The sequence below is a fragment of the Salinibaculum rarum genome, from assembly GCF_030505615.1.
GTDB classification, from domain to species: domain Archaea; phylum Halobacteriota; class Halobacteria; order Halobacteriales; family Haloarculaceae; genus Salinibaculum; species Salinibaculum rarum.
On record NZ_CP129992.1, the window covers coordinates 1,502,006 to 1,525,850 of the forward strand.

A 23,845-nucleotide genomic window follows, 5' to 3' on the forward strand; every position below is an offset into this window, starting at 1 on the left:
AGATGCTATGTTTCGACGCAACCGTGAAAAAGACCGCTTGTCGAAAAGAAATTATATCTGGCACAAGAGTCCCAACTTAATGGCAACCCTGCCAGAAGAGTACGGTGTCGTCCCAGAGCGAATTAACGACAAAGATGAGAGTCTGAGTGAGTATTTGGATCAACCGCCGGTTATCTTTGACTATATCATTAAAGTAACAGGAGAATTGGAAGATTCGGCAGAGGGCGAAACAGACGTGACGGAACCATCTTCAGATCATCTATCGTTTTCTGACGCTGATTATATGGAACTGCTACTACAAGTCGATTCCCAGTTTCAACTTGAAGACCTCTTTTTCGATGGATCTGAGGTTCCCGATAAATTAGCACGTAGTAATTCACCGTACAGCGCACCTGACCTGTACGAGCAAATGTTAGATGTTCATAACCATTTAGCGTTTTCAGCATTTGCTGCTCTCATGCTCTATCATATATCTAATGATAACTCTGAATCGGCTCAAAGTGTATATGAAGAGTATGAAGCCCTATTTAATGACAATAGATATGGCTACTTAATGAAGTTCTTTGAATCTTATATTATTCACAAGCATCATGTCGATCCGGAATATGACAACATAACTACCGCCATCGAACTTGCGTACGAGTCTAAGAGGAAGGGACCAAATCACTATCTCCTCCAATTGAATTTCTCCGAGTCGGTCGCAACAGCGTTCGAGTCAGATCCCGAGTTCGAGCCCTCATTTACTGAATCTGATCTGAAAAGTGAGACAATCATTGATGAAGCGTCGCAAGCCGCTGATCAGGCAGAAGCGCTTGAACGTGAGTACGCTCGTACATATGTGGTGAAGTTGCGGCTCAACCTAATAAATAACGAACATGAAGAAGCACGAGAGAATCTAGAAGAGGCTGTGAGATACGATCAACAGGAAGAGGTTCCGATACTCACACAAGATCGGAAGCAGCAATTGCGACGAAGCATTAATATCGTCTATGATTCAGTACAACTTAAAGAGGACATTGCTGGTGCTCGAGACGATCTCACAGAACTAAAAGAGGATCTGTCGAACGCTGTGAATGAATATCGAAAGAACACACTCCGGTTTATCGGGTTCTTTGCGGCACTTATTACCTTCGCGATTACATCGGTGCAGATTCTGGCTGTCTCAAATCTTGGCGTTCAGCAAGCAGGTCGCGTTATTGCAATGCTTGCTGGTGGAATGTTGATCGCGTTTGGTGGATTTGGGTGGATTCTTCCTGTCTATGATCATGAGATGAAAGTGGAGTTATCGATTCGTACCGGCCTTGTCACGGTCTTAGGGATATTGGTGTTCGCAGTCAGTTATTTTGTACTATGACTATATCCTTACAAATGCCGTCGTTGATTTCCTTCAACGTACTTTTGTCGTCGTTCTAGGTCATCGCGTACAATCTGATCGATGTCAACCTCATCAAACTCATCGATCTCATAATTGATCTCGTTGAGCTCATCCTCATTGATCCATTTACCTAATCGGATCGAATCGGCTACTGTATCAAGAAGGTGGCTGGAATTTATACCAACCCGTTCTAAGGTCCACGCGCCATCATACGATTCAACCACCTCCTCAAGTTCTTCGAGACGATTTTGTAACCATGTTTCTTTATCATGTTCTGTTTCGTCTGATATGGGCAAGTCCACTTGTTCGACATTGACGTCTGGATCGTTAAGATATCGTCTGTACCTACCATAGTTAGCGAGATCCTCCCAGTCTTCCGGTTCACGATCTACTTCAATTATATGATCACTGGTAATCAAATCTTCAAAGTCATCAGCGGAGGCATAGCCGGCTAACTTCGCCCCGTACCGATCGTTCGAAATGCGAATATTAACTCCTGATAGGAGGAGAAGATGATTTCCGATCACTTGGTTGAACATGTCGCTAACGTTCTCAAGCTCCTCGTCTAATTCTTCCTCAGTATGGTTTTCTATAACCTCAAGGAAGTCATCATCAACTATTGTGTCTTCGTCGTCAGGTGCATTTCGCATAAAGAATGAGTTAATCCATCCATATCGGTCGCTGTCCTCTTGGAGGGGACTCTGAGGAAAAATATGTTCAAGGTGGATACTATCATTGCTGGGATCTAGCTCACGACTGAGCATCCGATCATTCGCCTCTGTATCAAGATTTTCCGATACTATTTTTCGAAGTAGCGCCTTGCAACGCTTGGATCCCCAGTCATTTCGCATCAGGTTCTCAATAAGATCGTCACCGAAGATATCACTTGATTCGGTCTTTTCGACTGCTCGTTTGATCATTGCAACTTCAATATGTTGACCTAGTGAATCACTGTCACTGAATTCCTTCACTCCATCTACATAAGTTGCATCTCTATCGCTTGCAGATCCAGCGACGGCAAAGCGGATTACAAACGATTCAATTGTTCGCAGCAACGAATGAAGATCTTCTATATCGCTGTGGTTGCCGATATGGATCTGATAGTAGTAGCCGAGGACAAGCGGTTCCCAAATATCAGTGTCATGGTCGCGGAGGCGGGAGAGAATGCGATTGCATTCGTCTTCAAGATTTTGAGCGTCCTCATCAAATTCAAATCCTTCGTCGCGGGGATGCTTCAACTGATGATAGAGTTCTGCATACTGTTCTAGTTCTTCCAGAAAGTCTTTTGCACTCTGTACAGTGGCAATCCTTGAGTCAATCTGCTCACCATTCGTGTCCTCTAAAGTAAATGCCTCTAGGAGCCGGTCGCTGATATCGCCTCGCGCGTGGACAGATTCCTCTGTGGTAGTAAAATAAGTCTCTAAAAACGAAATGATGATATCGCTCTCGTCTCCAAAGAGTTCGACTACAGATTCCCATTTGTTTTTATATTCTTCATATTCCTCATCACCTCTTAATTTATTGGCTATTCGTGTCCTAATCAGGTCTTTCTTTTTCAGGTCAACCCCCTGATCATTAAGAACCTCAAATATTTTCATCAATAGTTGTGGATCGTTATCCCTGACTTCGAAATATCCTATCTCAAAACAGTTTAATATATAGTTATAAATATTCGTAATTAATCTATATTTGCTTTCAGTACTATAATCGTCGAATAGATCATCGTGGACTCGCTTGTAAAAGAAGTTATATGCCTCTGTAAGAGTCACTTCAGCCTCACTGAATTCGACTCGATTTTGTTCGATAAAGTACTCTCGGTCCTCGTCAGTTAGATCCGATACACCCTGAGCATCGTCAATGACTCTGGCCTTACTAGCCGGAATATTCGGATGGTCGTGTGGGTCAGAAACGGCCACTAACTCTTCAAGATACTTTTCGGGGTCGATCTGGAGATTTTCTAGGTAGTCTTCGATACGAATTATCCCATATTTTCTGTTATTGTTTTTTTCGTCCCGGCTCAGGAGGTGTTCCAGTTTGATTTCTTCACTACCCATTAACGCTTCAAAAAGGGTGGGTGTGTCGTCCTGGGCTTGTTGGCTTTCCAACCCTCCGGCACCCCCTTCTTCGCGTATTAATGCCGGCCCATCTGCTGGATTACCATTTCTATAGATCTGGTTGTTGAGGATTCCTACGTGTTCAGAATATTGACGTATGAAATCCGGTTCCGAATTGGCCAAGCAATCAGACAGTTCATCAGCGAGGATTTTGAACAAAATAGAAATCGTCGTGACCCGCTGTTGACCGTCGATCACGTCGAGGACGTCCCCGTCAATCCTTTCACCAAGGCCTACATCATCGCTGTTTCGTTCTGAAAAGAACATAGACCCAAAAAAGACGTCAGTGATCCTGCTTGGATCATCTACGTCAATATTGACGAAGGCCTCAATCTGCTCCCACAATTTTTCCCACTGCTCTTCCTCCCACTGGTACCCTCGCTGGTAGTCGGGTATCCGAAATACCTCATCAAACACAGCTCCTATTGGCCGCTGATCAATTGTGATGTTATTTTTCGCCCGTGACCTGATTATTTGTCGATGGAGTAGTTCATCATCTCGTGTATCCTCGCCAAATCGGACAAGCCGCTGAGACAGCACCGGATCTGAGCTCATTATCGCAACCTGATTGGCTATCGTAAAAACACTAGTGGTGGCATCACCGGAACTCCCACCTAATTATAAGTCAGCATAGTAGGTAGTCTACTGGTTTCACTCTTCGGTGGATGAGATTTTTAGCTCACTATTGTCCTTCTAACGAGAGCGTGACATAGGGTTCCAGTTCCGAGTCCTTCAGCGACATCAAGTCCTCAGCCGAGCGTTCTGATAATCGTAGTTCTTCACCTCTAAGGAGAGACCTGATTAATCCCTCGATATCACTCCCTCGGAAGTCTTCGAAGAGAGAGCTTTCGACATCTCTGAGTTCGTTCTCAAACTCCTGTGTTATAGAGCGGATTTCCTGCGCCCTCTGTTCGAACTCGGTATCTGGTTCTATGGTAACTTGATCGAGTTTCGAGACGGTCTCTTTGAGTGAGTCAATACGGTCTGGGTCGATTTTCCCGATACGCCGATTCAGGGCTTCGAAGCCGCCGATTCGTTCCTCGATGTCGTGGAGTTCGTGCTGTAATTCTGATTTGATATCGTCTCTCTCTGATTCTAAGGCATCTATCGCTCCCGGAAGCTCCTCCTCCAGAGCGTCGAATTCCTTCTTCTGTGCGTTCTCGCGGAGAGACGCCACTAAGCCACGAACGTTTTCATCGGGGGAGAGTTCATCTTCGAAAAGGACGTCATAGACCTCGCAGAGGAGGAGCGTCTCCTCCATGAGCTCCGTCGCGGTCTGGAGTTTCGCGGTGAGGTGGCTACGGCGTTGAGTTTCGTAATAGCTCTCCAACTCCGACTGGAAATTACTTGTTGACATATTTTTCACTGAGTTTATCGAACCGCGAAGTATCACTGGAACTGTCGCCGCCGGCGAACTCGATGTCTGCGAGAATCCCGGTAAGATCGTGCTCCCATACTCTCAGTCCAGCGAGTGTTGCGTGGAGTTTTTGATGGGTCCCCCGTTGACCAGCCAGTTTGTCGTGGAGTTCGCACGCGTGGTGAACTTCGTCGATCTCGTCTTCGGAATAGTCGGTGAACTGTCCGAGCGCTTCCTTGGTATCCGGGTTCACGTCATCGTACGTCCGGATCTTTTCGATATACGATTTGGTCTGTTCGACGTCAATACCGGCGAGTTGGTGACTCATGAATCCGGTCGCTTTCGCGGCGTCTTCGTCACCGGAGAGGTCCTCCAGCGCTGAGCCTGCATCGTAGGCGGCGATGGCCAGGTCTCGTAGGGACGTGCTGGAATCGAACCGGAGGTCTGCTGGGAGGTCCTTCAGGCCTCCTTTCTTCAGGCTGTCTATGATCTTGAGCGGCGACGTCTTATCGAGGTGTTCTCGGATACGTGGGAGATCAAGTACGTTCTCACTCGCCGCGAAGTAGTCTTCGACGAGGGACTCGATCTCCTTCGAATTCTCGACAAACGACTGGATATCCCCAATCTGGTCCTGCACAAGGCGGTCGCCGAGGGCCCGTTTCAGTAGTGTATCGAGTTCCAGGTCGTCCTGTAAATAGGCGTCGGCGATTCGCTCGGCGGAAACCTCCTTCCACGGGTCGTCGAGGAGCACGGCCAGTCCGTATACCCCGACAACGAAGTCCTCGAACGAGTTGTTCGTCGCTCCGACAACGAAGAAGTTGGTACTGGACTCCAGGTACGTCGAGTGAATGAGGTCTTGCCACTCCCGGGCGTACGTGGTCAACTGGGTTCCAGTCTCTTCGAATAGGCGGGACTCGTCGGCCTCATTGGGACTCATCTCTCGATAGACGCCGTACTCCAGCAAGGCCAGCAGGTCGCTCGGCGTGAAGTCCTCCGGACAGACTTCTATCTGATCCTCATCGCGGACGCCTTGGCCCTCGATTACGAACGGTTCCTCGTTCCCTCCGACGAAGTATTCCAGAGACCCATTCGTCCGGACGGCGAAACCATCAGTCAAGTTGTCGAGGGCGTCCTTCAGGCCCTTTTTCAGATAGACGTCTATGTCAGCAGCAGCGCTGGAGTCCGGATCGTTCCGCCAAGTATCCAACTGTCCCTTCAGCTCGTCGATTTTCTTCTCCTCTTTCGAGCGGCGGGGTTCGGTAGTCCCTCCGTCACCCCCTGGTCCATTCGCACCTCCACCGCTTACCGACGCATCTGTGCCCGGTATTTTCCAGAACTGCACGTCGGTATCAACCGCCCCGTTTCCGGCGACGGACTGTCGCTCGATCTGTAATTCGTCAGTATCGATGTCCGTGAGGCCGAACGCACGGACGAACCGATAGTCAACTTGGAACCAACCCCCCTCTCGTTCCTCTCCATACCACTTCGCCATCCGACGCACTGCTTCGTTCTCCCAGACGGCGTCGTGTGGAGTTCGAGGATTGTTCAACCCGTCTAATTCATCGGAACTGGCTGGCGAATCGACGATTTCGTTGTAGTAGTCCTGGAGGATGTCGAAAACCTTCCGAACGTACTGACGGGGTCGCTGATCCTCCTCGTCAAGACCCTCATAGACGCGCTGGAGGAAGGTCTCGCTCAGAGGGAACAGGTCACGGAACTGCTCGTCGCAGAAACCGCATCGCGCGCAGCGACTGTCCCCCTCGGGCGGGAGAATGTCCGTGACTTCGTTGTCTTCGCCTCGCTCGTACGAGACGCTCCGATCCAGGTACTTGATGTAGCCGAGGTACGGTCGAATGAAATCGACGCAAGTATCGTCGTCGAGGAAGAGCACGCTGCTGGAATCGGGGCGGTTGGTCCGGTAGAAGTCGTGACGTTCTAAGCCGGTTTCAGTCCGTAGAACTTCCGTCGAGTCTTGAGTCCCGGCGACGATGAAGTCCCAGTTGTTCTCCGGACTGTCGTCTTCCATGTAGTTCCCGAGCTTCTCCGCATCGAGCGCGGATATCGAGAAGTCCTCGAAAACGAGCACTGGGCGGTCTTCGCCGAAAGCCTGTCCGACTCGTTCCAGGAGTTGGTCCATCGAGGGAGAGTCGTATTCGTCTCGGACCGCTTCCCAAATGGCGTCGTTCCATGCCTCGGCGGCTCCTTTTGCTGATTTAGTATCAAACACGTTCAGATAGTCGAACGTCTCGACTTCCCCCGGTTCGACGAAGCTCACTTTCGTGGCGAGCTCCCCTCGCTCGCTGATAGAGGTTAGTTTGTCCTTGACGAACCCTTCTAACTTCGACTCCTGCTCGTCGGTGAAATCGACGGTCGTATCATCGAGATCGGAGATGTTCAGCTTTGCCTTGGAAACGACGAGCCTGGCGACAGTTCCCCTGTTCGTCTTGACGTGCCGACGCAGCCGTTGTACGTTGCTCGCGCCCGGGAGTTCGCCTCCGATGTGTTCTCGGTAGAACTCCGGGATCTCCTCCGCCATGATACTGAGGAGATCGGCGTTCTTGTCGATGTGTAGAACGGGACGGCCGTCTTCTCGGAGCTGATGAGAGAGATACGCGCAAAGTTCCGATTTACCGGTACCGACGTTCCCCTCGATCACCGTGACGAAGTTCCCCTGATGGTGTTTCTTGAACTCCTTGTATATCTCCTTCTCAGATACTCGAACTTCCTCGTCTGCGAGAGCATCGAAGACGGTGATTCGTCGATGCGTGAACTCGAACAGTTCTTTATTCTGAGAGCGGACTTTTGCCACCTTGCTAAAGAGGGCGCTGAGGAGTTTCTCGTCAACTTCCTCGAAGTGGGGGCACAGGGTTCCGCTCGGTTGCTGAATCAAACTCATGATTTCACTCGGAGGTAGTTCGCGTCTTTGGCGATCTGATCGTTCTTCGAAACCGGGACGCCGCACAGGCCAATTCGCTCCTGGTCTCCGTGTTTGACGAACGCGAGGCGGTCTGACTTAGCGAGATGGTAGAGCGTGCGCGCCATTGGTTTCGTGAACTCCCGTTCCGTCGTTAGAGGGACTCTGAGCAGGTTCCCCTCGAGCCATTCGACGTAAGCTCCGGTTTCGATCCCGTCTCCGTCACCCTCGCGTTCACAGGCAGCCTCCACTGAAGCGGCGATGAGGTCTGGATCCGGTGCCACCGTGTAGGTACTTGATCGGCCCTTCGTCGGGTGAATCAGGCCTAGATACTCCGCTTGGTTCCGCCAGTGATTGAACTTCTCCGGGTTGAGTTTCTGGCGCTCACCACGGTTGTTCCGGGGTTCGTAACCTAATTCCTGATGCCAGCGATCGATTCGATTGATCAGTTCCTGACTGGTGCCGGGGAAGAACTGTGTCCGAGAAAGCAGGTATTCGTAGGTCAGGACCAGGGCGGACTGTTTCCCCCAGTCGTCAGGTTCCGCCTCACGGGCAACGTTGTGTAACATCGTCATCTGGAAGTCCAACTCCCAGTTCCCAGTGTCGAACGCGAACGGCTCTGTCTCGTACTCGTAGTCTGATCGCCGGATGAGACCGAAGAGTAACAGACCCTCTAAGGCCAAGTCCAATGTTCCGCTCCCGTCGCTCTCTGTTTCCATCCCCGTCTCGTTCTCCAGTTCTTCTTTCGATTGGTTCCTGCTGCCGATCGACCGATACACGATTTCTAACAGTTCAGGGTTCTGCACCCGGTTGAGGATATAACTCTCACTAGTACTCATCGTTTATACGGCCTCGGAGAACCACGCGTGATACCGCTCGTGGATCGGATTGTCCTCAGGATCTATCTCCTGTCGCGCTGTCCGTGCGTTGTTCATCTCTGGCATCCTCCGTCGTCCGCCGGGGTCAAATATCCTCTCGTTGTCACTGGCATACTCGTTAATCATCCTTGCCATCGACAGGGCCTCGTTGTAGTCCAGTTCGATCCGCCGCCGAAGCCACTTCCCGAACTCTTCCTGTTCCTCGACAGATCCCAGCGGTTCACTTCCGATTCCGGTTTGAGAGGCGAAGATCGACGAGAGTCCCTTGACCACTGGGAGATACGGAGCCTCGGGAAGCACCTCCATCAACTGCTTGGTCGTCTGGAGAGTCTCACCGGTCGCAATCTCGTACATGTTCGCATTGTCTTGGAGAAAGAGGTTCTTCGTATCCTGAAGCGGAAGTGAAACGTCGTGTTCGTCGTATCGTTCCGCGAAGGCAGTGTAGATGTCCTCGTACGCGAACGTTCTATCGACCACGGAATCTTCCCTGAAAGGCCGTACCGTCCCCGCCAACTCGAACGACTTCTGATCTGCAACGACGAAGATTCTCTGAGCCGTGTTCGAGTATCGGTTGATCAGGGTCCGAAGACTGAACACGGCGAGGTTGCTCTCGTAGTACTGCGTCGTGAGGGCTGCGAGGTCGAAGTCGATCTCCTCGATGTCCTGGAGTCGGTGCCAACTGTATTCGTATAGCCTGTGTTGATCTGAACCTCCGATCTGAAGCCACGATTTCGGACTCGTCACATCGCAGAACCGGCTGTAGAGGAGAGTTGGAAGACCGCGGAGAACACCCTCGACGTTCCCGTTTTTCTGCGTGTCGTAAATAAAAACGACCTCTGCGTTGCGCAGTGATTGGTCGTACTTAGACCAACGCATCTAGAGTCTCCCAGTTCAGCGGGGCACATAAATCAGCAGGTATGCGATCACCCCGCCGCTTGGGATTTCGAAAACCTCTACCCTCTAATCTATTCCAATGACCGCTCGAAGAGCGAATTTATTCAGGAGGTCTTTCTCGAGGTAGAAGGCTGGTGTACGCGCGATGAGCAGACACTCGTCGCAGTATCCGGAGCAGTTTTCGCAGCCGGCTATCTCACGTATCCGCCGTTCGAGGACATCTCCCTCTTGGATGGACTTGTAGACCTGCCAGGTAACTCCGTTTCCACCCTCACGGCTATCGACGACGAAGATATCGATGTCCTCCCCGGTATCTGTGACCTTGACTCTGAAGTCGTCCCGATCACATTCGGCAATGATTGCGATCGATTTTTCGAACGCTTGCTGGAGGCTCACCAGCGCTTGCGGGCGGGTGATCTCGTCGCCTCGGACGTGTCCGTTGAGCCGGGCCTCGAAGGTTTCACGATCTAACTGGAAGCGGAGCCCCCGTGTGTGGTACTGTTGACCGATTGGCCGATAGGTCGTCTCGTCTACCTCTCCCAGGAGCTCGTCGAGTGACGAGTCGAGGTCGTCCGGATCGGACTCCCCCCCGGCGTCGATGACCGCTTCGGAGAGGAGCGTCTCCTTGTCGCTACGGCGTGAGTGGAAGCGTTCGAAGGCGTAGATGAAATCCACCACGTCGAAATCACCTACTGACATCTCACAATCGATGCCGAATAGATCCGTAAAGTAGGATTCGTCAGTGGAGGTCTGGTCAATGTGGACGGTCGGGATTGGCCTCGTCGAGTATCCGCTTCGACCCCCGCGAGCGGGTTCGCATGTGACGGACCCGACCGGGTGGATTGCTGTCTCAGTCAGGGGTTCACCACAGTGCGGGCACGTTTCGCGGTCGAGTTCGTGACTTTCGAACGGCCGCTCGCATTCGGCGTTCTGACACACGCCGGTTTCCGCTATGGCATCGGGACTACCGTGGACATCGGTCACGATGTATTTCGATCCCTGTAGTCGGAACACGGCTCCCGGCTCGTTTTCGGGTCCGGGGAAGACCTCGAATAACCTGCCCGAGGTCTCGAAGCGGATCTCGTCCTCTCGGCCGTCGTGAACCCTTATCGGGAACTGCGTGCCGAATCCGCGGTAGTTTGCGAGGTAGCCCATCAGGTTCGACCACTGGTCTAAGCGGCGGTATCGTTCCGTCAGGGAAGTAACGGCCTTCGTGGTCCCGCTCACGTTAGTGAGCGTTTCGAAGGTCCGCTCGCTTCGGTTCTGGAGACTCACCGACCCTTCTTGGAAGAAGATCCGGTCGAGCACTTCGCCGCCCCGTTCCGGGAAGACAGACTCCAAGTGCTGTTTGAGGTCCGCGTACTGGGAGTCCTCACCGACGAACTTCCGCAGGATGTTGAGGCGCTTCCGAACCTCCTGCTGGTAACTAGTCAGGTCCAACGAGGACTCGTTTAACGAGTAGATGCGGTCCATCACCTGTCGCGGATCCGGATTTCGCAGCAGGTGCGCTAACGTTTCAGTGAACACGTGGCTCGCCATGACCTCGTCGTATTCCGTAGCGTCGGGGACCCGAACGGGTTCGAAGCCGGAGAAGAACGCGTCGAGGTTCGCGTAGTAGTGGTTGTCAACCGGGTGGTCTCCCCTGATGACTGTGGAGACCAGCGACGAGCTGCCTTGGGAGCGTCCTGTCCGACCGCTCCGCTGAACGTAGTTAGTGAGTGTCGGCGGTATCCCGACCTGCGTGACGTTGTCGAGCGTCCCGATGTCTACCCCGAGTTCCATCGTCGGCGTCGCGCTCACGATATTGACGTCGGGTTCGTTTTTCCTGAACGCCTCCTCGATCGCGCCCCGGAGGGACGGCGGGACGTCACCCTTGTGAATCCCTACGGAGATGAAGTCGAGTTCGTCGTTCGCCGCGGGGGCAGCGATGTCGCTCCCCCAGTGATCGAGCGCCCAGTTCCACTCGCTATCGATATCTGCGATGCCGTCGCCCGTGTACTCTCCCTCATCGACATCGAACCTCTCGTAGGTCTCCAAAGCGCGGTCGCAGCTCAGACAGGAACCAACGGAGCCCTCTTCGGGAGCGGGATATGCGCTGTAGCAATTGGCACAGTACGAGACTCGGTCTACCAGCCGGAGTCTCGACTCGTCTTCCTGGACATCTCGCGTGAACACCCCGCTCTTCACGGGTTCTTCGAAGAGAGTGGCCGAGCGGACCCGATCACGCTCCTCTTCGAGGTACGTGAGGGTGTCATCGATCCGGGAGGCGGACTCGCCACTGTCGTTCACCTTCTGCTCGAGTTCGTCCCAGGGTGGTTGGTGAACGAATCCCTCTTTGGTCAGCAGTGAGAGGACGCGGGGTAGATGCTGATCGATAACCCCCTCCTCTAACGTCAGTCGATTTGAGAGCTTGTTCCGGAGTCGCTCGTAGGTCAGTCCGTCTACGGAGATTCGGTTTCGTTGGAAGGAGACGTTTGGTTCCCGAGCGAAGATGTCGAACACCTCGTGACCGATGGCGAGGGCCACCGGATCAGCGAGCTCGTAGATGTAGTCAGACGTGATCAGCGCTGCCGGTGTAAGATGCCTACAGTTCTGGAGAGAGGCGTGGGCCTGGATTCTGCTACGCAGATCCTCTAAGAGTTCATAGGTAGCTCCCTCCTCGTCGATCGCGTTCTCCTTTAGGGGTCGCCAGTACTCTTCTTTGAGGGTGTCACTGACCGAGAAATAGACTTCGGACGCGTCTTTCGTTCCGCCCGACTCGAGTAACTCCTTCACGTACAGCGATTCTGCGATCAGGCCGTATTCGGTGTTGATGATGTCCCCTCCGACGGTCTCGGCCGAACTTCTCGAATCGTTGAAGACGAGGGTTTTCTTCGATGGCGTGAGACGGCAGAGTTCCGTGAGCATGAAGGTCAGCAACGTCGAAGTGGGGACGTTGATGTCCTGAAGCGACGGCGTTTCCCCGCACCCCGGGCACACACCGGTTTGCGGGGCGTTAAGCGGAACGAATGTCTCTGTCTCACCGCGGTCTTCTGCCACGAACGGATGGTGGCACTTCCGACAGAACTGGAGCTCTGGGATTTCCGACTTACAAGACGGGCAGAGGTTGTGCCGAGAGACGAGCTTACACCCCTCACACCAGAAAGCTTTCGACGGGGGTTTCAGAAACATGTGGTATTTATCCGTCAAAATCCGGCCGATCCGACCGAATAACATCACCGTCTCAAGCACTCCCTCCGGGTCGTCAACTGCTGGTCCGTCCACTTCCTGGAGAAGTTCATCGTAATGACGGAACCCGATCGCTCCGGTCCCCTCCTCGAATAGATGGGCGAGCGCTCCTACTTCGGGGACGTTTTCGATAGCGTATTTCTTCCAGTTGTTCCCGATGTTCTCCGAGTCCAGAATGCGGTCTACGACCTGTTCGATTCCCGCGTCCGACTCCACGATATCGTCTATATTATCGTACTCGCTCGTTCGGAGGAGAGCCTCTAGGGTCGATTCAATTGGCGGGAGCAGCCACCGGGCTACTTCCGAGTCGATACGTAACTCCCCGTTCGAGACTACGACTCCGATCTCCTGAAGCGTCGAAACGGCGTTAGTCAGTTCGGGATACGCCTCGATCAAATCGGACCGAGTCCAGCTGGCGTCGTTTATCCGAATCAGGACGCGAGCGAGTTCTTCCAAGGAACACGGTGAAATCCGACTGAAATCGGCATCTCCCGTCATCGGGACCGGTTCTTGGGTGAAGGTCACTTCGTTTACTTCTGACTCCTCACTGCCAGTGAGAGACGCAGCGAGCTCGCTCGGATTATCAACCGTGGCGGAGACCATGGTGATCTGAGGGTCGCGCTCCTTGAAGAAGGACTTCAGACGGCGGGAGAGCAAGGATATCGAAGCCCCGGAGATTCCCGACCAAACGTGCGCCTCGTCGTAAACGATGTGCTCCACGGGATGTTGTCCCGGTTCGTTTCCGATGACACCGCGAGTTTCGGCCTTGTCATTCACGAAGATGTGATCGAGTGCTTCGGGGTTTGTTAGGAGAATATCGACACCGCTTCTGATGCCTTTCCGTGTGGCACGAATCCAGGGGTAGTCGTGTTCGTCCGTCCCCACGTTGAAGTCCGATTTAATTCTGAGCTTCTCTCCCGTCCGCGGACACTCCAACCCGCGAACGAAGGAACCCGAGCCGATCTGGAAGTCCTCTGTTCCAACTGAGTCCTCGGTGTCCCCGTCCCATATGCCGATTTTGATTTTCTCGCCGGACAAATCGCGGTTGACCCGATCGAGGTATCGAATGAACCGGTTCAGTTGGTCCACCTCTAGAGTCTTCATAGGATAGATGATGATTGATTTCAGTCCTGCCTCGTCCGTCTGGAGACAGTGATTAAGAATCGGTAAGAAGAATGCCTCAGTTTTCCCGGTCGCAGTCGGAACAGCGAGTATGTTATCTTTCGTATCGCGTTCGATCGCATCAATCGTTTCGGCTTGATGGTGGTAGAGCGGAAGGGATCCGTCACCGTCGAACAGCACATCGACGGCTGATTCCCTTACCAAATCGTAGTATCCGTAGTCGTCGAGAAAGTCGGTTATAGAGTCGCTGTGTGGTTTCGGCGTCCGAACGTACTCGACGTAGGGGCCCTTCGATTCGACGAGGTTCTCGTTAACGAAGGACTCGGCGTTTTGGATCCCATTCTGCTGATTCAGTTTGGTTAGAGACCGATTCCACCAAATGATTTCAGAGGCTCGATCTACCGCCCCGTGGAGGGCATCACGTGGAGAATCCATGCAGTAAACTCCTTTCGGGATGCTCTTCGAGAGGACTAATACTTAATGGAGGTGTAAATTCTCGGCTCGGATGTATTTTTTTGGGCAGGTTTATACCCGCCTTGTACATCGGTTTCACACATGGTCAGCGATACTGGAAGGTATCCTGTTTCTGATGCTCTCCGAGTGGTAGATGGCGAAACCATCTACAGAACCGACGACTGGTGGAAGGCGCTCGTCTCCTACCAATATGAAGATAGACAAGATAGCGACTCCGTCAATCGTGCTGTATACCTCTGGCACAACGATGACGGTGAGTGGAAACGAAAGCAAAAATACCTCGTCCGATCCCGGGACACGTGGATTACCGACCGGGAGTATATCGAAGAATTTCTGTCCACGGACAGTGGCGATCCAGCTAGCTACGACTTTGACGAGTCATCGCTTCCGGTCAGCGACTACCTGACAGTAGGAGACGCCGCCACGGTTTTCAAGACGGAGGACTGGTGGAAGGCTGTTGTGCGGATCGACGGCAAAGGGGACTGGACTACCCGAGAGGTCGTCGTGTACGTCTGGCAGGCGAGCGAGGGGGAATGGCGTCGCCGGCAGAAGTACGGTATCAAGAGTCAGTCTGACTGGGAAGAGGAAGCGGAAATCATCTCGAAGTATCTCGAGGAACAGTCAACTCCGGAAGAATCTGAATCCACCTTCGATCCGGATAAGGCCAAAGAGGAGATTCAGAGGAAGCTTCGACGGCAACACCTTGGCGAAACACTCGAATAGGTCAACGGTTCTCAGGAAGTATCGGGGTGAGTGGGGTCTCTCTCAGGAAACGGCGGTGTGATGAGCTTACTTCGACTCTCTGGAGACAACGAATCTACTTCAGACTCTCAGGAAACGATGGGGGGTGAAAAGGATCTAATGCATTCTCAGGAAACAGTGGGGTGGGTACTGACCACGGTTTGGTCAACGCAGTATTTCCGTTCTCAGCATAAACTGGGCCAAAGTCCCGGCGTATTTCTGTTACAACGCCCCAATTTCGATAGAACATTATGCCAAGGAATAAGTTCACCGTTAGATTCGTTGTCTCTACGGCGGCGGTTGGTTGCGTATTCGCAGTCGGTGTCGTTACATCGTCCTATGCCCAGTCGTTCCGGAACGTCATCGGATATCTATCAAACGGAACTGCCGTGAGTTGGAAGGCGATCGGCGGGGCCGCAATCGGAGCCAGCATCTACCTCGCCAGGCGGAAGAACGCCGGCCGGGAGCCGTCAAGTCAGGACGGCGATCCCTCGCTACCGCGACCGCCGGCGAACCGCGACTCACATCTCGCGGTTCCCCGAACGACATCCGTTGAGCCGATCGAGTCACCGAGCCACGCAGCACGGGAGGTATCAGGCTCAGGCGACGAGTCGGGGGACACCGTTAGTGGGAGTGATAGCACTGGTGGTGACGCGACTCCCGACTCAAAGTCTAACTCTGACCTCGTGAATCCGCTAAACGCTGATTTGACCGAGGAAGAACAGCCCGAGGGGTTAGCCCCGCAAGACGGGTGCTATCACGAGGGGGAGATCGGTGACTCGACTGGCGATCTGACTGAGTCACCCCTCGACACCGACGACCACCAGTACGATTGGGTTACGGAGACGGGCGTGAATATGGCCGACGTCGGAGGGATGGACGAAGTAAAAGCGGAACTCCGGCAGGACGTCATCCGGCCGATGAAAGAGGGACCGGAGAAGGCCGAGAAGTTTGACATCCCATTGCCGAACGTGCTCTTCTACGGTCCGCCGGGAACCGGGAAAACCTACTTGGCACAGGCGCTCGCCACAGAAATCGGGTTCCCATTCGTGAACCTAAGCGGGAGCGACGTGACGAGCAAGTGGGTCAACGAGAGCGCTGACCGAATCGGACAGTTGTTCGACGAAGCCGAAGAATTAGCCGAGGAGGCGGGTGGGGCGGTTATCTTCCTTGACGAACTTGATGCGGTGCTTCCGGAGCGCCAGATGGACAGTCACGGGGAGGATCGCAAGGTCGTCAACGAGTTCCTCAGTCACCTCCAGGAGTCTGCGCGGGACCGAGTCCTGTTCATCGGCGCGACAAACGAGCGCGACCATCTCGACAACGCCGCCACGAGAAACGGCCGTATCGATAAGGAAATCTTCGTCGGACAACCCGATTACGATGCCCGGAAGGAAATTATCGATGTACAGCTCACGGGACGGCCCAATTCACTGAGCGACGCGGACATCGAACGGTTGGCGCGCGCGACAGAAGGGGCTGTGGCTGCCGACATTCAAGCTATCGTTACCCAGGCCGCTCGAAACGCGGCCTTCGGACGCGGCGGTGACGAAATCGAAGTGGGTGACTTCGAGCGACTCGCTCGGTGAGGGGTGTGAACCCCTGCGATGACGTCGCGGATTGCGATCCGCTCGGAATCCAGACGGGTAGTCGGTGTTCTGCGAAACTCGAAACCCTAGCCGAGACCATTGGGTTTTGACACCGGCTGAGTGACGCGGTTAGCGACACTGGAATTGTTTGAGGAGAACTGTGAGTGTCGCTTCCGCTCAGGCCAGAAGCAGCATTGAACCACGGCGTTCGGAGGCACGGGACAAGGTTTGTACCCCGACATTCATAACTCTCCCAACGCTATCAATCTCCGGAACCAACGGACGGCGCTGACCCCCGTTCGATAGCCTAATGGAATCCGGGTCTCAGCGACCCTCGAAAAACGCCCCCGAAAATGACGAATCCATCGCTACGCACTCTGAAACGGGCGAAAACGGGTCCTTACGATCCGTGTGAGGATCAGATGGGTCGGGGCGGATTTGAACCGCCGGCTTCCTCCGTGTGAAGGAGGTATCATAACCGGACTAGATCACCGACCCGGTCAGGCGTCGCTACCCCCGCGCCGGACTTAAGAATTGTCTTGTGGCCGCGTTATTCGGCTCGCTGTTCCCGCACTGTCGCCAGTCGCTCCCGCGCGTCTCGAAGCACTTCTTTGGTCTCGCCCGTCGCACGCCCCTGCAACTCCCGCAGTTCGGCCCGAACGTCCTCCAATCGGCTTGGCTCTGGCTCGTCCTCTCGCCCTGCCAGTCGCTTCACTCGCTGCTCGACTGGCTCTAACTCTTCGACAATCCCTTTCTTGGCGGTCTCTCCGGCTCGCTTGACGTAGTATCGGGCATCTTCGAAATGCCTGTTCATACCTGTATGTAGGCTCGGCTGGAATATATCCTTTGCGGGACAACAGAATACTGCCCGCGTGCGAAACGGTGCACAAACGGTATCCCGTCGCCGACAAAAGTGGGAGGCATGTTTACACGCATCCGCGTGCCGACGCCGTTCCAGATTGGACGGGTCAACACGTATCTCGCGGGGCGGACCATCGTCGACCCCGGACCGGACAGCGAAGAAGCGTGGGCGGCGCTGCTCGATGGGATAAACGCGGCAGGACTCGCGCCCGAGGACATCGAACAGGTCGTGGTGACACATCCCCACCCGGACCACTTTGGACTCGCGCGGCGACTCCGAAAGGAGGGAGCGCGTGTCCTCGCCAGTCCGCAGGCCGCCGATATTATGGCGGAGTTCGAGAACCGCCTCCACTACGAGCAGTCGTACTTTACGAGCTTTTTCGAGCGCTGTGGTCTCTCGGCGGAATCCGCCGAGACGGTGACCAATCTGCCCGAGGCGTTCCTGCCGTTCGCGCCTGAAGTGCAAACAGACCGCCGGCTATCGAGTGGTGACAGGTTCACTGTCGTGGAGACGACGCTGACCGCCGACCCTGTCGAGGGTCACGCGCCCGGCGAACTCGTTTTCGGCTACGACGCCGACGGACAGCATCGCGCGCTCGTCGGTGACAACGTCCTCGGGAACATCACGCCCAATCCCTTCCTCCAGCCACCGGCCGACCGGGGCGGCGAACGGCCGCGCGTCCTGCCGGCGTACAACGACTCGCTCCGGCGGCTGCGCGAGCAGTCCTACGACCGCTTCCTGCCTGGACACGGCAACGACGTGACGGCCCCCGCCGAGCGAATCGACGAGATTCTCGACGCGCACGAACAACGGACAGAGACGGTCCGAGAACTCGTCGACGGACCGGTGGTCCCCGTCGAAATAATGCACCAGTTGTTCGACGACCTCCCGCTGACCGAGCAGTTCTCCGGGCTGAGCGAAGCGGTCGGCCACCTCGACGTGCTCGAAGCGCGCGGCGAGGTTACCCAGCGGCCGTCCGGCGACGTCGTCGTCTACGAACCGACCTGACGACGGCGCCGTCAGTACGTCGGATTCTCTTCGCGGACGCCCTCGCGTTTGTTGACGACGCGGGCGACGGTAAAGAGCACATCAGAGAGGCGATTGAGATAGACGATTGCGGTGTCGTTGACCGACGCTTCCTCGGAGGCGAAGGCGACAGCGCGGCGTTCGGCCCGCCGACAGACCGCACGCGCGTGGTGGATTGTCGACCCCTGCTCGGAGCCGCCGGGGAGGATGAAGTCCTCCAGTGGGTCCAGTTCTTCCTCCCAGGCGTCAATCCAGTCTTCGACGGTGTCGACGTGTTCGCTGCGGACGACGGGGTCGTCCTCGTCGGGTTGGGGGTTGGCAAAGTCAGCCTGAACGATGTGGAGGTGGTTCTGTGCCTGCTGGAGTTGGTCGTCGATGTCGTCGTAGCCGGTCGGACGGACAGACCCCAGGATGGCGTTGACTTCGTCGACAGTCCCGTAGGCCTCGATGCGGGCACTGGCCTTCGAGACGCGGTCCATGTTCCGCAGGTCGGTCATCCCCTCGTCGCCGCGGCCGGTGTAGATTTTCATACCCGCATCTGGGGGCGACAGGGACTTATACTCACGCACGACCCTGGCGCTCAGACGTGGACGCGTGTGACGTGCCCGCCACAGCCACACTGGTCGATGTACTCGTAGTCGAGGCTGCCGGCGTCGGCGAGTGTCTCGTAGAGGAACTCGCTGGGGTGGCCGTGGTCGCCGTGGGTGACGAGGTTGACGTGGTTGCCACTGGTGGTGTGTTCGATCGCGGCAAGCGCCTGGTCGACGACGAGTTGCCGGTCGTCGGCGTGCCTGGGCGTTTCGAGGTTCGCTGACCAGGAGTTGTCGTGGACGGTGTCAGTAATCGGCTCGGCGTCTTCGTCGAGAGCGGTCATACCGGACAGAGGGGCCTCAGTCGCCAGTACGCATTCCCGAACGTGTTCGGCTCGAATCGTCGACGATGTCGACAAAGAGCGAGTAGGTCATGATGGCAAAGCCGACGGCGGTAAAGACACTCTGGACACCGACGCTCGCTTTGAGACTGATACCGGCAAGCTGGTGGAGGACGCCACCGAGGAGCGCACCGAGTGTCAGGAGCCCGATACCGACTGCGAGCGCGCGGAGCGCTCGCGACCGTGTCCGGCGAAACGCACGGTAAGAGAGGAAGGTTAGCACGCTCCCGAACGCGAGTGTCCCCGTCTTTGCGGCAATCAGGACGACTGTCGTCTGGGTGAAGTCCATGCTGTTCTCCTCGATTCAATCGTGACTAGCAACCAGTATATATATTGAACCGAATTGCCAGTCGCTGAGAACGCCCCTCACCCATCGACGTACAGCGAATAGACGATGACGGCAAAGCCGACGGTGACGAGTGCCGTCTCGACAAGTTGGCCCAACCGGAAACTCAGATTGAGTACCTGGTCGATAACGCCCGCGAGCAACGACCCGAACGTGACAAATCCAAAGCCGTAGGCCAGAAAGCGCAGCGGCTCCGCACCGGTCCGCCGATATGCCTTGTAGGCGAGATAGGCGATAATCGCGCCAAGAATGAGCGTAATCGTCTTCAGTGCGACAATCGCAATCGGCGTCGTGACTTGATGCGGGCTCATGTTTCTTTTTGCACCTCCGACCACAGGTTTGCCAGGCGTTCGTCTGCTGTCCGTGGCCGCCGCGAGATGTCGACCTCGAACTCCCGGGTGTCTGCGATACCGATGATGACCTCCTCGAATGCGACGCTGTACCTGCTTGCGTGCTGTCCGTCGGGCCGTATCTCGGTCCCCTCTTCGAGCAGTGACGCCTCCGTCAGCAAGTCGAGTTTGCGGTAGGTCGTCGAGAGTGGGACGTCTGCGGCCTCGGCAATCTCGTCGGCCGTCATCGGTTCGTCCAGAATCCGGACGATAGACCGGCAGTCGGGGTCGTCCAGTGCATCGAGGATGTCCTGTAGCTCCGGCGTATCATCCTCGGCGAACGGGTCACGGACCATCCCTGATTGCTCTATCTGCGGGACGATTAAAACAGCACCGACATCACCCGACGGAACCCGCCACCGGAGCGCCCCTGTCTCGGACTGTCGGCCAGGCGGGTGGACCATCGAGACGGCCCCTCTCAAGGTGTATTCGAGAATAGAGCGTCGCCAGAGTGTGTCACTCGGGACGCGGCTCGCCCTGCATCTTCCGGCGGACGAAAAGCAGGAAGATGATCGGCGAGAGCAGTCCCATCACGAGCATCGCTGCGAGCGTCTGGAGTGCCAGGTCGTTCGCTGCTGTCTGTGGCCCGCTGCTCTCCTCTTCGCCGGCGCTCCCCCCTGCGCCGACCACGACGGCACCTTTCATCCCCGCGCCCTCGTGGGGACGACAGTAGTAGGTGTGTGTCGCGTCTTCCTCGAAGGTGTACTCGTAGGTCCCCGAGGTTTGCGGTTCGCCGGATTCGAATGCCCCGGTGTTTGCGACGACGTTGTGGCCGCCACCTTCGCCGGTCCACTCCCAGGTGACCGTCGTTCCGGGGTCGACGTGAATCGCCGGCGGGCCGAACGCCAGCCCGATCGACCCGGCGCCGACCTCGACAGTCACCGCGTCCTCGCCGCGCAGGTCCTCGACGGACCCCTCGTAGAGATTCGCATCATCCAGATAGCCATCGAAGTCGTAGTCGGCCGATTCGCCGGTGCTCTCGCTTCCGCCGTCGTCGCTCTGGAGTTGACCTGGTGCGACAACCTCCCCCTCTGCGGTGTCGCCGACCGCGACGACGCCTCTCATCCCGGATGCCTTGTGGGGATTACAGTAGTACTTGTTGACACCCTCGCTCTCGAACGTCTGTGTGAACGTCTCTCCGTCGGTGCTGACGGCGTCGCCGCTCCTGAAAGACCCGTCTTCTGCGACGACGTTGTGTGCGCCGCCCGCACCGGTCCACTCCCAGGTGACTTCGGTCCCGGGGTCGACGGTGATTGCTGCGGGGCCAAACGCCAGATTCACCGACCCGGCACCGACCTTGACCGTGACGCTGTCCTGGCCGGTGTAGTCGGCAGTTCGGCCGTCGTAGTTCATCGCGTCGGCGAGGTAGCCGTCGTAGTTTTCGTCCTGGGCGAGTGCCGTCCCGCTGGTCGCGGCGAGTGTGACCGCTGCGCCGGTTCCTGTCTTCAGGAGCGTCCGGCGTGAACATGTCCGCTGGGGTCGCTTACGCATACATTCTACTCGAAGCCCGAGCGCTGATAAAACCGATTATTTTGCTTGGGACTCGTTCTCACTCGGTTGTACCATCGCTGTGGCCGGTGACGGGGCATTGTGCCGTACCGGGGCGCTTTTCTCCTCCCCTGCGTTACGGTCGGGTGTGCTTTCGGTCGAGTTACACGCGCACTCGTCGCTCTCGTACGACGGTCGGGACCCGGTCGAGGACCTCCTCGAACGGGCGGCCACGGTCGGTCTCGACGCCCTCGCTGTCACCGACCACGACGAAATCGACGCCAGTCTCGACGCCGCCGCCAAAGCCGCCGACTACGGCCTCGTCGGCATCCCCGGCATGGAGATTTCGTCCAGTGCCGGCCACGTTCTTGCGCTGGGTATCGAGGAACTCGTCCCCGCGGGCCTTTCGTTCCGTGAGACGCTCGACCGCATCCACGACCAGGGCGGTGTCGCCGTCGTCCCCCATCCGTTCCAGGAGTCGCGACACGGCGTCCTCGACAACATCTCGAAAGCGGAACTGACCGCCGCCGACGCCATCGAAGTGTACAACTCGCGGCTCTTTACCGGCCGGGCGAACCGACAGGCGGAACGCTTCGCGCGAACCCACGAGATGCCGATGACCGCCGGCAGCGACGCCCACATCAGCGAGATGGTCGGGCAGGCAATCACCAACGTCGGCACCGACGAGCGAAGCGTCGGTGCGATTCTCGACGGTGTCGTCGCGGGCGAGACGACCGTCGAAGGGCGGCGCACCCCCTGGCATATCAGTTTCCAGCAGTTCGCCGGTGGTGTGAAACGCCGCGTCGCCGCCAGCGTCCGCAACCTTCTGGAATGACCATCGCCGGCGCCGACCCCGAACTGGTCCGCACTGCGCTGGCCGAGGGCGACCCACTTCCCGGTACGGCCGGGTTCGCTGGCGAACTCGACGGTCGCCTCTGTCGAGACGTGCTGGGTCGGGAACTGCTCTACTCCGAGCGCGTGGACGCCACAGTCTGGAGTCACGACCCGGCGGACCTCGATGACCCCGTCCCGGTGCCAGCCGGCCACGTCCGCGACGCGATCGGCGACGAGCGTGTCTGGACGCTTCCCGACCCCGAACCGACGACCGACCGCGACCGTGCTGTCGCGTCCGTCCGTGCCGCACTCGACGAGACGCTCGTCGAGGTGTCGACAGACGGGCTGGCGATTGCCTTCTCCGGGGGCGTCGATTCGGCACTGCTGGCCGCCCGACTCGACGCGCCGCTGTACGTCGTCGGCTTTCCGGACAGTCACGACGTGCAGGCGGCACGCGAGGGTGCGCGCGCACTTGGCCTGGACGTGCGCGTCGTCGAACTCGACCACGACGCGCTCGAACGCGCGATACCGCCGCTCGTCGACGCCATCGGTCGGACCGACGCGATGGCCGTCCAGATTGCGCTGCCACTCTTTCTGGTCGCCCGCCGAGTCGCGGCTGACGGCTTTTCGACTCTCGCAGTCGGGCAGGGCGCAGACGAACTGTTCGGCGGCTACGCCAAGGTCGCACGCGCGCCCGACGACCCGCGCGTCGAGGCGACGACCGTCCGCGGTGCCCGCCGGGAACTCCTCGGAACGCTGCCCGACCAGCTAGAGCGGGACATGTTGGCGATTCGGGGGGCTGGCGTCGAACCGGTGGCGCCGCTCCTCCACGACCGGGTGGTCCGGGCCGCGCTCGCGCTCCCGGGCGCGTTGCTCGTGACCGACCGCGGTGAGCGCAAGTGGACGCTTCGGCTGGCGGCCCGTGCGTGGCTCCCCGACCCGGTGGCGTTTCGCGAGAAAAAAGCCGTCCAGTACGGCAGTCTGGTCTCGCGCGAACTCGACCGACTGGCGCGTCAGAACGGGTTCAAACGTCGAATGGACGACCATGTGACACGGTACGTCGAGGCGCTCGTGGACTGACACTACGCCGTGACGTACCGTGCCTCCTCGACGAGTTCGATGTTCTCCTCGGTACAGAGCTGTCGGAGACAGTCCGTACAGAGGTGCAACTCTATGACACGCGGCTTGCGCAGTTTCGGTGTACACCGGAGCGTGTACGACTTCGTTATCGCGTCGCCGCCACAGTGAGTGCAGGTCATCTGCCCCCTCCACTGTGACCCGGT

At 56.5% G+C, this 23,845-nt stretch carries 20 protein-coding genes and 1 tRNA gene; 6 read left to right on the forward strand and 15 right to left on the reverse strand.

Translation table 11 applies throughout. From position 1 onward, the window contains the following. Positions 1-79: 79 nt before the first annotated feature. Positions 80-1,354 (forward strand): MFS transporter, encoded by a 1,275-nt coding sequence (locus QYL91_RS08025; protein ID WP_302079981.1) that lies wholly within the window; start codon positions 80-82, stop codon positions 1,352-1,354. Positions 1,355-1,362: 8 nt separating this feature from the next. Here QYL91_RS08025 and QYL91_RS08030 read toward each other — a convergent pair whose 3' ends face one another. The 6 genes from QYL91_RS08030 to QYL91_RS08055 all read right to left on the reverse strand — a co-directional run bounded on the left by QYL91_RS08030 (position 1,363) and on the right by QYL91_RS08055 (position 14,317). Beyond that, positions 1,363-4,044, reverse strand: coding sequence for a DUF262 domain-containing protein (locus QYL91_RS08030; RefSeq protein ID WP_302079982.1), 2,682 nt, complete (start codon positions 4,042-4,044; stop codon positions 1,363-1,365). Positions 4,045-4,171: 127 nt separating this feature from the next. Continuing rightward, positions 4,172-4,750: a hypothetical protein gene (locus QYL91_RS08035; RefSeq protein WP_302079983.1), complete on the reverse strand. Its 579-nt coding sequence runs from the start codon at positions 4,748-4,750 to the stop codon at positions 4,172-4,174. A gap of 82 nt (positions 4,751-4,832) precedes the next feature. Then, positions 4,833-7,742, reverse strand: coding sequence for a nucleoside/nucleotide kinase family protein (locus QYL91_RS08040; protein ID WP_302079984.1), 2,910 nt, complete (start codon positions 7,740-7,742; stop codon positions 4,833-4,835). Then, positions 7,739-8,599, reverse strand: a complete 861-nt coding sequence (locus QYL91_RS08045; protein ID WP_302079985.1) for a hypothetical protein — start codon at positions 8,597-8,599, stop codon at positions 7,739-7,741. The genes QYL91_RS08040 and QYL91_RS08045 overlap by 4 nt, the downstream gene beginning before the upstream one ends. 3 nt (positions 8,600-8,602) lie before the next feature. Further along, positions 8,603-9,514 (reverse strand): hypothetical protein, encoded by a 912-nt coding sequence (locus QYL91_RS08050; protein WP_302079986.1) that lies wholly within the window; start codon positions 9,512-9,514, stop codon positions 8,603-8,605. An 84-nt stretch (positions 9,515-9,598) separates the two neighbouring features. Further along, positions 9,599-14,317: a DEAD/DEAH box helicase gene (locus QYL91_RS08055; protein WP_302079987.1), complete on the reverse strand. Its 4,719-nt coding sequence runs from the start codon at positions 14,315-14,317 to the stop codon at positions 9,599-9,601. 120 nt (positions 14,318-14,437) lie between these two features. Here QYL91_RS08055 and QYL91_RS08060 point away from each other — a divergent pair, with 120 nt between their 5' ends. Both QYL91_RS08060 and QYL91_RS08065 read left to right on the forward strand, forming a co-directional pair. Then, the gene (locus QYL91_RS08060) at positions 14,438-15,079 is read left to right on the forward strand and encodes a hypothetical protein (RefSeq protein WP_302079988.1); all 642 of its coding nucleotides are present in this window, start codon (positions 14,438-14,440) and stop codon (positions 15,077-15,079) included. Positions 15,080-15,486: 407 nt separating this feature from the next. Further along, positions 15,487-16,686, forward strand: coding sequence for an ATP-binding protein (locus QYL91_RS08065; RefSeq protein ID WP_302079989.1), 1,200 nt, complete (start codon positions 15,487-15,489; stop codon positions 16,684-16,686). A 423-nt stretch (positions 16,687-17,109) separates the two neighbouring features. On the opposite strand, the gene QYL91_RS08070 is transcribed toward QYL91_RS08065, so the two are convergent. Together QYL91_RS08070 and QYL91_RS08075 are read right to left on the reverse strand one after the other, a co-directional pair. Then, positions 17,110-17,184, reverse strand: a tRNA-Val gene (locus tag QYL91_RS08070). Between the two features lie 52 nt (positions 17,185-17,236). Continuing rightward, complete coding sequence (locus QYL91_RS08075) at positions 17,237-17,500, reverse strand: DUF7553 family protein (protein ID WP_302079990.1); 264 nt, start codon at positions 17,498-17,500, stop codon at positions 17,237-17,239. Positions 17,501-17,608: 108 nt separating this feature from the next. On the opposite strand from QYL91_RS08075, the gene QYL91_RS08080 reads away from it, so the two are divergent. Continuing rightward, positions 17,609-18,556 carry an MBL fold metallo-hydrolase gene (locus QYL91_RS08080; RefSeq protein ID WP_302079991.1) on the forward strand — a complete coding sequence of 316 codons (948 nt, stop codon included), beginning with the start codon at positions 17,609-17,611 and terminating at the stop codon, positions 18,554-18,556. 11 nt (positions 18,557-18,567) lie between these two features. Here the strand turns inward: QYL91_RS08080 and QYL91_RS08085 are convergent, their stop codons facing one another. From QYL91_RS08085 to QYL91_RS08110, 6 genes are all read right to left on the reverse strand, one after another. After that, entirely contained in the window at positions 18,568-19,104 is a 537-nt protein-coding gene (locus QYL91_RS08085; protein WP_302079992.1) for a cob(I)yrinic acid a,c-diamide adenosyltransferase, read from the reverse strand. A 50-nt stretch (positions 19,105-19,154) separates the two neighbouring features. Further along, positions 19,155-19,448: a CGCGG family putative rSAM-modified RiPP protein gene (locus tag QYL91_RS08090; RefSeq protein ID WP_302079993.1), complete on the reverse strand. Its 294-nt coding sequence runs from the start codon at positions 19,446-19,448 to the stop codon at positions 19,155-19,157. 16 nt (positions 19,449-19,464) lie between these two features. After that, positions 19,465-19,794, reverse strand: coding sequence for a DUF7521 family protein (locus QYL91_RS08095; RefSeq protein WP_302079994.1), 330 nt, complete (start codon positions 19,792-19,794; stop codon positions 19,465-19,467). A 77-nt stretch (positions 19,795-19,871) separates the two neighbouring features. Next, entirely contained in the window at positions 19,872-20,162 is a 291-nt protein-coding gene (locus QYL91_RS08100) for a DUF7521 family protein (protein ID WP_302079995.1), read from the reverse strand. Further along, positions 20,159-20,536, reverse strand: a complete 378-nt coding sequence (locus QYL91_RS08105) for a transcriptional regulator (RefSeq protein WP_302082848.1) — start codon at positions 20,534-20,536, stop codon at positions 20,159-20,161. The genes QYL91_RS08100 and QYL91_RS08105 overlap by 4 nt, the downstream gene beginning before the upstream one ends. Positions 20,537-20,696: 160 nt before the next feature. Further along, a complete protein-coding gene (locus QYL91_RS08110) occupies positions 20,697-21,731 on the reverse strand; it encodes a halocyanin domain-containing protein (RefSeq protein WP_302079996.1) in 1,035 nt (344 codons plus the stop codon). Positions 21,732-21,876: 145 nt separating this feature from the next. Here QYL91_RS08110 and QYL91_RS08115 point away from each other — a divergent pair, with 145 nt between their 5' ends. Continuing rightward, complete coding sequence (locus tag QYL91_RS08115; protein WP_302079997.1) at positions 21,877-22,563, forward strand: PHP domain-containing protein; 687 nt, start codon at positions 21,877-21,879, stop codon at positions 22,561-22,563. 2 nt (positions 22,564-22,565) lie between these two features. After that, positions 22,566-23,642, forward strand: coding sequence for an asparagine synthase C-terminal domain-containing protein (locus QYL91_RS08120; protein WP_302082849.1), 1,077 nt, complete (start codon positions 22,566-22,568; stop codon positions 23,640-23,642). 2 nt (positions 23,643-23,644) lie between these two features. Here the strand turns inward: QYL91_RS08120 and QYL91_RS08125 are convergent, their stop codons facing one another. Beyond that, positions 23,645-23,821, reverse strand: coding sequence for a hypothetical protein (locus QYL91_RS08125; protein WP_302079998.1), 177 nt, complete (start codon positions 23,819-23,821; stop codon positions 23,645-23,647). Positions 23,822-23,845: the final 24 nt, after the last annotated feature.